Raw genomic sequence first — 12,544 nt, 5'->3', positions numbered from 1 at the left:
TTGACCGATTACACGATCAGGAACCTGCCATGGATCCAATTCTCGAATACAAACTGGCGATGACTCGGCGACATTTCTTCGGCCGATCAGCGACAGGCTTGGGTGCTGCAGCCCTGGGGGCCTGCATGAACCCCAGCATTTTTGCAAGTGATCTGGCGGCCGACGGCGAACGCCAGACGTTCGGCATGATGCCCGCACTGCATCATGCGCCGAAGGCGAAGCGGGTCATCTGGATGTTCATGGCGGACGGCCCTTCGCAACTTGATTTGTGGGACTATAAGCCCAAACTGGAAGAGTACTTCGATAAAGACCTGCCAGAGTCCGTGCGAAACGGCCAGCGGATCACGACCATGACCTCGGGACAAGCCCGCTTCCCGGTCGCACCGTCAATGTTCAAGTTCGCTCAGCACGGCCAGCATGGAGCCTGGATCAGCGAACTGCTGCCGGAAATGGCGAGCGTGGCGGACGATATCTGCATCGTGAAGTCGATGCACACCGATGCGATCAATCACGATCCCGCGATTACGTTCATGACCACGGGAAGCGAACTGCCAGGACGCCCCTCGCTGGGGGCTTGGTTGTCCTACGGAATCGGCAGTCCAAATGAAGACTTGCCATCGTTCGTCGTGCTGATTTCGCGTCTCGCAACAGGCGGCATGAACCAAGCCCTGTTTTCCCGCATGTGGGCGTCCGGCTTCTTGCCAACGAAACATTCGGGCGTGTCGCTGCGATCATCGGGTGATCCCGTCCTCTATTTGACCAACCCACCCGGTGTCAGCAGCAATGTCCGTCGTCAGATGCTCGACGGCTTGGGGGAGCTCAATCAGCAGCGGTTGGCGGAAGTCGGCGACCCCGAAATTGCGGCGCGTATCGCTCAATACGAAATGGCGTTTCGGATGCAGACCTCGGTTCCGGAACTGGCAGACATTTCGAAGGAACCCAAGCATGTTCTCGACATGTACGGCCCCGAAGTGACTCAGCCAGGTTCGTTTGCCTACAACTGCCTACTGGCCCGACGACTCGCAGAACGTGGTGTCCGCTTTACCCAGGTCTTTTTGCGTGGTTGGGATCACCACGGCAGTCTGCCGGGGCAGATTCGCCAACTGACAAAGGGCTGCGATCAGCCTTGCGCGGCACTAATCAAGGATCTGAAGCAGCGCGGCATGCTGGAAGATACGTTGCTGATTTGGGGCGGTGAGTTTGGACGAACCGTTTATAGCCAGGGAACACTGACCAAAGACAATTACGGCCGAGATCATCATCCACGCAATTTCACGATGTGGATGGCGGGCGGCGGGATCAAGCCGGGAATGGTGCACGGGGAAACAGACGATTTCAGCTACAACATCACGAGCAACCCTGTTCACGTCCACGACCTGAACGCCACGATTTTGCACTTGCTGGGCATTAATCATGAAAAATTGACCTACCGGGCACAGGGGCGAGACTTCCGTCTAACGGACGTGCATGGGAAGATCGTGCACGAAATTCTCGCTTAGTGAATCATCCAAGCTGGATTGATGAATCGAGGAACGCGCTGCGAAGAGGCCACTGAGCCTGCGGGCGATGTTCGAGAACTTGTCAGAACAGAGCGGCTGGACCACTGGTGCGGGACGTCCGACGACAAAGTAATGACGCTTCAGGTTCTTCCTCCCCCGTTGGGCTGGCGGGGGGGCACGTGACCCATCGTCTCTCGCTGGCGCTCCGGACGAATTTGCAGGTCCGTGACAACATCGAAAGAGCCCATTGCAATGACCGCAAAAGTGATTGATGGCAAAGCCATCGCCGCATCAATTCGCGAACGTCTGGCAGCGGATGTCGTCGCGTTTCGCAATGTCGCGAATCGTTCTCCCAAGCTGGCCGCAATTCTGGTCGGGGACAACCCTGCCAGTCACGTGTACGTCCGAAACAAGGAACAAGCCTGTTCCAAAGTCGGGATCGCCAGCGACGTGCATCGGCTTCCTGACTCCACCACGCAACAAGAACTCTTGGAATTGATCGCCCGGCTGAATGCCGACGAAACCGTCAGCGGAATTCTCGTTCAACTGCCGTTGCCAAAAGCCATTGACGAAACAACCGTCTTGGACGCGGTGTCGCCGATCAAGGACGTCGACTGTTTTCATCCCGAAAATGTCGGACGGATGGCACAGGGCCGGCCTCGATTCCTACCCTGTACGCCGCGAGCCGTCCAGGTGCTGCTGCGTGAGTCCAATGTGACAGTCGACGGGGCACATGTCGTCGTTCTGGGACGTAGCGAAATCGTCGGCAAGCCGGTCAGCCTGATGCTGGTGCAAAAGGGGGAAACCGCCAACGCCACGGTCACCATCTGTCATAGCCGGACCAAGAATCTGGCCGAGATCACACGGACGGCCGACATTCTGATCGCAGCCATTGGACAGCCTCGGTTCGTCACGGCCGAGATGGTCCGTCCAGGTGCCGTTGTGATTGATGTCGGCATCAATCGTGTGGGAGATCGCCTGGTTGGCGATGTCGATTGGGAGCCCGTTTCCGCGATAGCGTCGGCCATTACTCCCGTTCCGGGCGGGGTCGGTCCAATGACGATTGCAATGCTGCTTGAGAATACGCTGACGGCCGCCAAGCTGCAGTCTGATGCCTGAGACGATTGCAGCAGTGCGACGCAAACGATTCGCGCCGCCTCGACGTCCCCATGCGAGGCGGCATTGTATCAGCGTTCGTCTTCGCCCGAATTGATGCGATAGAACGTGCGGTAGTGGTCTGGCGTGTACCAGATCTCACCTTCCTGTCCAATGATCACACGCTGCGGTCCCGGCCCCGTTTCCCCCGGCGTCGGATGGACATACTCTTTATAGTAGCCCGTGCCTTTGGCGGGAATCCGTCGCTCGCGGTTTTGAAAGATCGTGCCATCATTTCGATGCCGATGAGGATCGCCACGTTCGATCCGATCGATCGTCGGTTTGAGGTCGACGGTTCCGCGGAAAACGATTCGCCCGGACAGATCGCGAATCGTCTGATTGGCGATTTTGAGCGAACCTTCTCGGGCATGAAGCTCACGCTTGTTGGCTCGATGCTCTGTTCCATTGCGCTTCGCGTCAGCATGTCCATGCGACCGATCGCGTTGCCGAAGCCCCGGGGCGTCCGACGATGCTTCATCTGGCTTCTCATTGGTCGTCGTACGCCCAGATGATTCCTCGTCGGGGTGCATTTCTGCGGAAGACGGCGCGTCTTCGTCGGGCAGCGTCACACTTCGGGGCGGAACGACCGGACCGTTAATCGATCCAATTTCCGAATTCGGTTCTTCCGTCGGTGACGGATCGCTCTGCCACCAGACCCATCCTGCGACGGACACCAGCAGAATGACGATCAGCCAATCCGACAGCCGAAAGCCCGAGGCTCGTTGCGACGAGAATCGTTGAAAAGACATCCGACGATACTCCATGGCATCTCAGAACGGCATTTCAAGCACTACGACATCCCGTCGCAGTGCGATCAGTCAATGATCTTGTTGATGGGATATTCTACGATTCCTCTGGCGCCTGCCGCCTTTAATCGTGGGACAATTTTTCGCACGAACGATTCGTCGACAATGGTATTGACGTCGACCCAATCAGGATCGGAAAGCGATGACACAGTCGGTTTCTGCAGCGCGGGCAACTCGCGAATCACTGAAGCGAGGTCGGTGCGCCGAACATTCATCATGATCCCGACTTTCCCTTCGGCCGCCAGGCACCCCTGCAACATCAGTGCAATGTTCTCGAGCTTTTCGCGTTTCCACGTATCGCCCCATGCGGCGTTATTGGCGATCATCCGCGTGGTGCTTTGCATCAGTTCGTCGACGATCCGCAGATTGTTCGCACGCAGCGAATTTCCGGTCTCGGTGATTTCCACAATCGCGTCCGCCAGTTTGGGCGGCTTCACTTCTGTGGCACCCCACGAAAACTCCACCTGTGCTTTGACACCGTGTTTTTCAAGATACTGTCGCGTCATTCCAACCGCTTCGGTCGCAATCCGTTTTCCTTCAAGATCCTTCACCGACTTCACGGGAGAATCATTCGGGACGCACAGAACCCAGCGGACTGGGCGGCGACTGACCTTTGAAAACATCAGTTCGCAAACCTGATGGACCTGCGCATTGTTTTCGAGAATCCAGTCGTACCCGGTAATCCCGGCGTCAAGCACACCCTGTTCGACATACCGCGCCATTTCCTGGGCACGAATCAACATGCACTCGATTTCGCTATCGTCGATTTCGGGATAGTACGAGCGGGACGAGAACTTGATGTTGTACCCCGCCTTTTTGAACAGTTCAGCAGTGGCTTCCTGGAGATTTCCAGCAGGAATTCCCAGCTTGAGGATCTTTTCAGACATCGGAGCTTCGTTTGGAAAGAGGAGCGAAAAGGAGATATTCTGCGGGAGCCTGCAGACTCACTGGTCAACTTCAGCGACGCGGAATGGGAGTGGTGCAATCTTACAGTGATACCGTGCGAGGGCTCGCACGGACAGCCTACGATTTCTTGTAAACCGCCTTGGGATCGAACACGCGATCTCCGACGACGGAGACCGCATTCGTCTGGGGGTCAACCCGGCGAAAGAAGCAACTACGGTACCCCTCGTGACACGCGGCACCGCCGATTTGCGTCACTTTCGCAAGAAGCGTATCGGCGTCGCAATCGAAGAACAGAGCTTTCAATTCCTGAACATGGCCGCTCTCTTCGCCCTTTCGCCACAGCTTCTGGCGGCTGCGGCTGTAATAACAAACCCGCCCGGTTCGCAACGTTTCTTCGTACGCTTCGCGATTCATATAAGCGAGCATTAACACGTCGCCCGTCGCGTCATCTTGCGCGATCACGGGGATCAGATCAGATTTTGAAAAATCAGGTCCGCTGGCATCATTCATCAGACAACTCGGTCAATCAAAAAAGCGATCGCAGCCTGTTGAAATAACGGGGACTGACTCCGCTCAGACTCGAAAACGCCATCACATCACGAACGCCACGGTGCCTGTTCCCGTTATTTCAACAGGCTGTGAACGTCCATACGTCGAAAAGCTGGTTCTGAAACCTCTACTGTAATCCAGTTGCCCGCAGATGTCGAACCGCCAGCCACGAGAGTGAGCAGATTTCAGCACGTTGGTAAGTATCCGCGGAACACGAACAATCGGGGTTTTTGGTGAAGTTTTCCGGCGGTTTGTCGGCCCGGATATCAATTCCGCTTGTCGGTGGGACCAGGGACAGTCAAAGTCCGTCCCTGGTTCAGGTTCTCTGGATCACGTCACGCCGATTTCTGCTACGACGACAAAAATGGCCTGAGCGCCCCGTTACACAATCAGCATCGCATCGCCGTAACTGAAGAAGCGATATCGCTCGGCAATTGCAATGCGGTACGCTTCGAGAATCAAATCCAGGCCTCCAAATGCCGCGACGAGCATCAGCAGCGTCGATTTCGGTAAATGGAAATTGGTCAGCAAGATATCGGTCGAGCGAAAGCGATACGGCGGTCGAACAAAGAGATTCGTTTCGCCTTGCCATGCCTGAAATGGGGTCACGGCCGATGTTTCTGCTGTCGGAATTGCAGATTCCAGCGTCCGTAAACTGGTCGTTCCCACCGCGACGATCCGGCCGTGAGCGGATCGAGCGGCCGACAAGGTGTCGGCTGTCTCCTGCGGTACTTCACACCATTCCGAGTGCATGCGGTGTTCGGTCAGATTTTCGACCGAAACCGGCCGAAACGTTCCAATCCCCACATGCAGTGTGACTTCCGCTCGCCCGATTCCCTTTTGACGGCAAGCGTCAAGCAGTTCGGGGGTGAAGTGTAGTCCCGCTGTGGGGGCGGCGACCGACCCTGGGCATTGCGCATACGTCGTCTGGTATCGTTCCCAGTCGTTGGCAGTGGCCTGCTTACGATCCATGTACGGCGGCAATGGAACGGTTCCAAATCGTGGCAGCAGTTCAAGCACGCCTTCACATCGCAGTGGCTCGAACTGACAGATTCCGTCCGCTTCTTTCTCGATCAGCTTCAACTGCAGCGTTTCCCCGCCGTCATTCGCAAGCGTGATCGTTTCTCCAAGGCGAAGATATCCGCGGGTTTGGCCGATCAATCGCCACAACCCCGTCGAGGTCGAACTGAGGTACAGACCTTCCCACTTTCCGCCCGTGGCGGTTCGTACGCCAAACAGCCGTGCCGGCAGGACACGACTATTGTTCAGAACGAGACAGTCGTTTGCGTACAGCAGCGCAGGCAAATCACGAATGCGCCGGTGTTCGATCGAACCCGACTGGCGATCGACAACCATTAGCCGCGACGCATCGCGTTCGGCCAGCGGCTCCTTGGCGATAAAGTCGTCCGGTAGCTGATAGTCGTACGTGGAAAGCAGGTCATAACGAGACATCAGATCGTCTTGGCTCTTCGGAAACGGGGACCAGGCACGGATCAGGCCGCGGACGAACTGGCGGGCTTGGCACACCGTGGCAGGTGCACGCGAAACGTACTTCCATGCCCCGGTCCTTCGCTGGTCGCTTCAATTCGACCGCCATGATCACTCACGATTCGATTCGTGATCGAAAGCCCCAGTCCCGTTCCTTTGCCATTGGCCTTTTCAGTAAAGAAGGGTTCGTACAAGTTTTGAATGACCGAGGCGGTCATTCCGCAGCCATTATCTTGTACGCTGATGACCACTTCATCCACCAGTTCCAGAATCTGAATTGTCATCGTGCCCTTGCCGCTGATCGCCTCGAGCCCGTTTGCGACCAGATTCAGCACGACCTGTTTAATCTCTGCGGCACTGACATCCGCCAGATGGGGCCGACTTCGGTCGAAGATGATCGTGTGTCCGTCAAACTTGCTCATATGCGTCACCATATCAAGCACTTCGGCCACAATCTTGGTCAAGTCCTGCCGAGTTTTCGGACCATTGGTCCCTCGTGCAAAATCAAGGACGCGCGACGTGATCTGCTGACAGCGTGTCGATTCGCGTTCGATCATCCCCAAGTAGGTGGCAAGCAATTCACGATCAGAAGGGGGAAGTTCCTGACCGAGTGACCCTTCTTGTAGCCGACTTGTTAGCGATTCGGCCGCGGCACCGATCGCCTGCAGCGGGTTGTTGATTTCGTGTGCAACCCCGGACGCGAAAAAACCGATTCCAGCCAATCGCTCGCTTCGCAAGATTTGACGACTTCGTTCTTCCACTTCTCGATCGAGCTTGCCCTTATCGAACTGAAATCGTTCCGTCATTTTATTGAACATCTCGGCCAGCTCGACCATCTCGTCTCGGCCGCGAAGCTTCAATCGATAGCTGTAGTTGCCATTGGCCACGCGCGACGCGGCATCGTGAAGTCGACGAATCGGAACCAGAATCCAATGGTAACCACAATAAATCAGCCCCGCGAAAATCAGCGCCACCGTAAGAGTGACGCCACCAATCAACCAGAGCCGCCATTTGATGGCCGCATCGGAATCACGCAAGATCGAATCAACCGAACTGCCGGGATTGGGAATATCTTGCACAAGCGTCTCAAGCAGCAGCACATTCTCGACCAGGATTTTGAGGATGAACTCACGCTGCTTGCGCAGGGCAGTATGCTTATCTTGTCCTTGGTTTCCCTCGCCCAAAACTTTGCCCGCGTCATTCAGTGCCTTGCGGGCTTCGTCCAACCGCGACAGTCGCGTACTGATATGGTCCAACTTGCTCATGATGGCGCCATGCGGAATCGGCGGCCCCGACGAATGGTACGGATGCTCTAGTCGATCGTAGTACTTGAGCAATTCCGTGCGAACCTTCTCGCGCCGCTCATCCCAAAGCGATTCGTTCAGCTCGATCTCCAGCGTCGCGGGCAACGGCGTCAGAGGATTGCCCTGCTTTGGCGGGCGAATCAGGGCCTGGTTCAGCCCGACCATCGCTGCCAGCAGTTCGTCCGTTCTGGGCTCGTTACGGCTCACCCGGAGATTCTCGGTGACCGTCCAGTACGCGTAGAGTGCAGAAAGGCCGGCGATGGAAAGCAGTGAGACCATCGCGAACACAAGCGCGAGTCCAATTACCAGCTTTCGCCGAATGGAGCGTGTCAGTATCAACGTGACGTCCTTGTCCGCCGCGTTTCGGTTCGAAAACCTAAACGCATCCCTGCCTTCTGGCTCGGCACCAGGTGCGTCGCCCCCCTGCACTAACGTTAACTCCAATTCGTGATTCACTCAACCTCGAATGCGTCACATCACTTTCAGAATCACCAGACGGCGTGTAGCCTTTCGGCGTTCACTGAAGATGACGCGGTTTCGATTAACCACCTGCGGACCAGTGTTGGGTGGGCATCTGGGGCTCGTACGGATTCTTGGTGTTTCCAGAGATTGGCGGAGCCGGCCACGTTGATTCAACAGGCTGGCAGACAAACAAGGAGTGTCGTTCATGGTGTATCGCCAGTTGTTCGCTCTGCTGGCTGTCGTCGGGTTGGGATGGAACTCAATCAACGCTGCTGACCCCGTTAAGGTAGGCACGGTTGAGGGGTTAACTGAATATCAACTCGAAAACGGCTTGCGAGTCGTGATTTTCCCCGAACCGTCGAAAGCCAAGATCACTGTCAATATGACGATCCTGGTGGGCTCGCGCCACGAAGGATACGGCGAAGCCGGGATGGCACACCTACTTGAGCATATGCTGTTCAAGCCCACCCCCACCCACCCCCGTCCCGATCAAGAACTCGAAGCGCGCGGGGCGAAATACAACGGAACGACCTGGGTCGATCGCACCAATTACTATGAAACACTGCCCGCCAGCGACGAGAACCTGGAATGGGCCATCGCCTGGGAAGCCGATCGACTGGTAAATTGCCCCATCAAGGCCGAAGACCTGGCCAGCGAAATGACGGTTGTTCGCAATGAATTCGAGATGGGCGAAAATAACGCCGCGATGATTCTCGAACAACGCATGTTTGCCACCGCGTATGAGTGGCACAACTATGGAAAATCGACGATCGGCAATCGCGCAGACATCGAACGCGTTCCGGTCGACAACCTTCGCGCGTTCTACAAAAAGTACTATCGCCCCGACAATGTCGTCTTGTTCGTGGGTGGCCGCCTGGAAGAAGACAAAGCGCTGGCGCTCGTCCAGAAGTACTTTGGTCCGTTGGCCCGCCCCAGTGAGCCAATTCGTTCGACATACACCGAAGAACCGGCCCAGGATGGCGAGCGGCTCGTGACGCTGCGGCGCGTCGGCAACGTGGCCGTCGCAGGTGTAGTCTATCACATTCCCGCCGCGTCCGATGACGAATTCGCGGCCGTCGCGGTTCTGGAAGCGACGCTCACCGCCGACAAAACGGGCCGACTCTACAAGTCACTGGTCGAGCGGCGACGCGCCGCGAAAGTTCAAGGAATGGCCTATGCCTGGCATGACCCGAGCGCCATGTACATCTCTGCGGAAGTCGTTCCCGGAAACGAAACGAATTCCGTAGCCGAAGGAATCATCGATACGATCGAAGAGGTCGTCAGTGGCGGGATCACCGAAGCCGAAGTCGCTCGCGCCAAGCTTCAGTTCCAGAAGTACATCGACCAAATCAGTTCGGACACCCCGCGACTGATGGTCGAACTTGCCGAATCGACGGCGGCAGGGGATTGGCGACTGTTCTTCCTGAACCGCGACCGGATTGCCAAGGTGACCGTCGACGATGTGAATCGAGTCGCGAAGAAGTATCTGCAAACCAGCAACCGCACCGTCGGAATCTATGTTCCGACACAGCAGCCACAACGCACTCCGATCGCGAGTCCTCCTGATATCGCGGCGCTCGTCAAAGACTACAAAGGACGTGAAGAGTCTGCTGCAGTTGAGGCGTTTGATGCCTCACCCGCCGCCATCGAAGCCCGTGTGAAACGCTCGACAATCGAAGGCGTCAAGGTCGCTTTGCTTCCGAAGAAAACACGAGGCAACACCGTCTCGTTACAGTTGCGTCTGCGATACGGAACCGCAGAATCGCTGTTCGGCATGTCCGAGGCCTGTGAGTTCCTTCCGCAACTCATGGCGCGAGCCACCAAGAAACTGACCAGCGAACAGGTCGCCGATAAGCTCGATGAACTGCAAACGACCCTCATTGCCAGCGGTGGGGCGGGCGAGGCCACATTCGCCATTCAATCGAAACGTGAAAACCTGATCCCCGCGTTGGAACTTTTGCAACAGATTCTACGCGAACCAGCGCTGTCCACAGAGGAATTTGAGATCCTCAAGCAGCGCCGAACAGGTGAATTGGAAGAACAAACAGCCGAGCCTCAGGCGTTGGCCCCACGTGCGATTCAGCAAAAACTTAGCCCCTATCCTGCGGGTGACGTTCGCCACCTGCCAAGCTTCGTCGACGAATTGGCCCTTGTGAAAAAGCTCGACGTCGCAGCAATCAAGAAGGTTTATGAAGAGTTCGTTTCCGCTCAGGCAGGCGAACTCGTCCTTGTCGGCGACTTTGACGAAGAAGAAGTGAAAAAGGTGATGACGGCGACACTCGCCGGTTGGAAGTCGAAGAAACCCTACGAGCGAATTGCACGTAAGGGTGACCCGCAACCCAAACCGGAAATGATCCGCATCAACACGCCTGACAAAGCCAACGCAATTTACTTCGCGGGACTGCTGATGCCACTCCGTGATGATCACCCGGACTATCCCGGTTTGATCGTCGGTAATGAAATCCTGGGCGGCAGCGGATTCGCCTCGCGCCTGATGAGCCGCATCCGCGAGAAAGAGGGATTGTCTTATGGAGTCGGCACGGGATTCCGCTCGAGTGCCTTGGATCAACGATCCACGTTGACCGTGTACGCGATTTGCAATCCGATGAACGTCGAAAAGGTGGTCACTCTGGCCCGTGAGGAAATTGAACGGCTGCTGAAAGATGGTCCAACCGACAGTGAATTGTCAGACTCTCAAGAGGGTTGGGTGAAAAGTCAAGAAGCCGATCGAGGCGACGACGCCAAGTTGACCGGCATCCTCGCCAACGCATTGCTTTTGGGTAGGACGCTAGAACACCAGGCGAAGCTCGAGGCAAAGATCTTGGCCCTCAAGCGAAACGACGTGATCGAAGCGCTCCAAAAACACATCAACGCCGGAAAGCTCGTCAACGCGATTGCTGGCGATCTAAAGAAGTAGACTCACGAAGAATTCCTGAAATCCTCACTTAATTACAAAGAGTCCGTGACATGCCCTGCGTACGTCACGGACTCTTTCATTGAGCCCTTCATATCGATTTCTGTCAGAAACGCTGGTGCGATCGAATTCCTCGTTCAGCAGCCCTTCTTTGCGTTTTTAGATTCTGAACCAGAAAAAGGTTCCTGACACCGTTTTTCTGGTTCAATGGGGATATTTTTCGCGCTTGGGTTGAGCAACACCTGGTCCCGACGCTTTCTCCAGGTGACATTGTCGTGATGGACAACCTCTCCAGCCACAAGGTGGTCGGCATTCATAGTGCGATCCAGGCTGCTGGTGCGGAACTCCGCTATATGCCCACGTATTCCCCCGATCTCAACCCGATTGAGCTCGCGTTTTTCAAGCTAAAAAAATTGCTCAGAGATGGGGCGGAACGCACAACCGAAAAGCTCACAAAACTCTGTGGAAAGATTCTCGATTTCTTCTCTGAGCAAGAGTGCAGAGGGGACTTTAAGCACTGCGGATACCGCTACGACTAACGAGGAAACGCTCTAGACACTTCGAATTGTCGCGTCAAAGTAAGAAAGACCGTGACTCGCCCAGCGCGTGTCACGGCCTTTCAATTTGAAGATCGCCTTATCCTCGATTATGGCATCGGTGCCGGAGCAGGCGGCGTGGGAGTCGGCGTCGCGTTACCAGGGGCCGGCGTCACGACCGTTGTAGATTCCGGCAGATCTTGCGTTCCAAACAAGCCCATGCCCGTTCCCATCGGCTTGAATTTGTAGTTTCCGGTGGACAGTGTGTACTGTAACGTTTGACCATTGCCATCGTTGAACTGCACCACCCAGGAGCGATCGTTTCGAAAGCGTTGAACGGTACCTGGCTTCATCGAGTACGACATTCCATTCAGCGTGTACTGGATGACCTGGGTATTCGTCGGCGGACTGAAAACGACGATCTCGCCGTTGTCATACGTCACTTGCGGAGTGGACTGAATCATCTGTGGCGACGTAATGACTGGCGAACTGCCGGTGTAGATTGAGTTCGAATAAACGGGCGTGCTGTAGTTGTAATAGTTTGGAGCGTAGTACCCGGAATAGCCGCTGTACCCGTAGTTTCCATAGGGGTAACCACCGTAGTAGCCGCCAGATCCCAAACCGTATCCTAGTCCATATCCCAGCCCCAGGCCGTATCCATAGCCACCACCATATCCGCCGTAGTAACCGCCGCCATACCCGCCATGATATCCACCGCCGCCATGATACCCACCACCTCCGTGGTATCCTCCGCCGCCATGATAGCCGCCACCACCTCCGCCATGACCTCCTCCTCCGTGTCCGCCACCACCACCATGCCCGCCGCCTCCATGCGCGAACACAGCACCACTCGTGCTCATCGCAAGAAGACACGTCACTGCCAACACCCATTTCGCGGACTTCAAGTTCATCACGATTCTTCTCC

Annotated in this window: 10 protein-coding genes; 4 read left to right on the top strand and 6 right to left on the bottom strand. The window is 56.1% G+C overall.

Annotated features, from left to right (window positions below; translation table 11 throughout):
- Window positions 1-29 precede the first annotated feature (29 nt).
- Both OSO_RS0101530 and folD read left to right on the top strand, forming a co-directional pair.
- Window positions 30-1,499: a DUF1501 domain-containing protein gene (locus OSO_RS0101530; RefSeq protein WP_010581820.1), complete on the top strand. Its 1,470-nt coding sequence runs from the start codon at window positions 30-32 to the stop codon at window positions 1,497-1,499.
- 252 nt (window positions 1,500-1,751) lie between these two features.
- On the top strand, window positions 1,752-2,618 hold the full coding sequence (gene folD, locus OSO_RS0101525) for a bifunctional methylenetetrahydrofolate dehydrogenase/methenyltetrahydrofolate cyclohydrolase FolD (RefSeq protein WP_010581819.1): 867 nt from the start codon (window positions 1,752-1,754) through the stop codon (window positions 2,616-2,618).
- A gap of 68 nt (window positions 2,619-2,686) precedes the next feature.
- Here the strand turns inward: folD and OSO_RS47310 are convergent, their stop codons facing one another.
- The 5 genes from OSO_RS47310 to OSO_RS0101500 all read right to left on the bottom strand — a co-directional run bounded on the left by OSO_RS47310 (window position 2,687) and on the right by OSO_RS0101500 (window position 8,163).
- Window positions 2,687-3,403, bottom strand: a complete 717-nt coding sequence (locus OSO_RS47310) for a guanyl-specific ribonuclease (protein WP_010581818.1) — start codon at window positions 3,401-3,403, stop codon at window positions 2,687-2,689.
- A gap of 65 nt (window positions 3,404-3,468) precedes the next feature.
- Window positions 3,469-4,347, bottom strand: coding sequence for an ATP phosphoribosyltransferase (gene hisG / locus OSO_RS0101515; protein ID WP_010581817.1), 879 nt, complete (start codon window positions 4,345-4,347; stop codon window positions 3,469-3,471).
- Window positions 4,348-4,483: 136 nt separating this feature from the next.
- Window positions 4,484-4,876, bottom strand: coding sequence for a phosphoribosyl-AMP cyclohydrolase (gene hisI, locus OSO_RS0101510; protein WP_010581816.1), 393 nt, complete (start codon window positions 4,874-4,876; stop codon window positions 4,484-4,486).
- Window positions 4,877-5,296: 420 nt separating this feature from the next.
- Window positions 5,297-6,367 (bottom strand): tRNA preQ1(34) S-adenosylmethionine ribosyltransferase-isomerase QueA, encoded by a 1,071-nt coding sequence (gene queA, locus OSO_RS0101505; RefSeq protein ID WP_029246535.1) that lies wholly within the window; start codon window positions 6,365-6,367, stop codon window positions 5,297-5,299.
- A gap of 41 nt (window positions 6,368-6,408) precedes the next feature.
- The gene (locus OSO_RS0101500) at window positions 6,409-8,163 is read right to left on the bottom strand and encodes a sensor histidine kinase (RefSeq protein ID WP_157604940.1); all 1,755 of its coding nucleotides are present in this window, start codon (window positions 8,161-8,163) and stop codon (window positions 6,409-6,411) included.
- A gap of 211 nt (window positions 8,164-8,374) precedes the next feature.
- On the opposite strand from OSO_RS0101500, the gene OSO_RS0101495 reads away from it, so the two are divergent.
- Complete coding sequence (locus OSO_RS0101495) at window positions 8,375-11,086, top strand: M16 family metallopeptidase (protein ID WP_010581813.1); 2,712 nt, start codon at window positions 8,375-8,377, stop codon at window positions 11,084-11,086.
- Window positions 11,087-11,268: 182 nt separating this feature from the next.
- Window positions 11,269-11,622: a transposase gene (locus tag OSO_RS0101490; RefSeq protein ID WP_050985972.1), complete on the top strand. Its 354-nt coding sequence runs from the start codon at window positions 11,269-11,271 to the stop codon at window positions 11,620-11,622.
- Window positions 11,623-11,729: 107 nt separating this feature from the next.
- Here the strand turns inward: OSO_RS0101490 and OSO_RS51675 are convergent, their stop codons facing one another.
- The gene (locus OSO_RS51675; protein ID WP_202799916.1) at window positions 11,730-12,530 is read right to left on the bottom strand and encodes a hypothetical protein; all 801 of its coding nucleotides are present in this window, start codon (window positions 12,528-12,530) and stop codon (window positions 11,730-11,732) included.
- Window positions 12,531-12,544 lie beyond the last annotated feature (14 nt).

The sequence above is a fragment of the Schlesneria paludicola DSM 18645 genome (assembly GCF_000255655.1).
Taxonomy (GTDB): Bacteria; Planctomycetota; Planctomycetia; order Planctomycetales; family Planctomycetaceae; genus Schlesneria; species Schlesneria paludicola.
The sequence above is the reverse complement of the archived record's forward strand: the minus strand, read 5'-3'. Positions and strand labels throughout refer to the sequence as shown.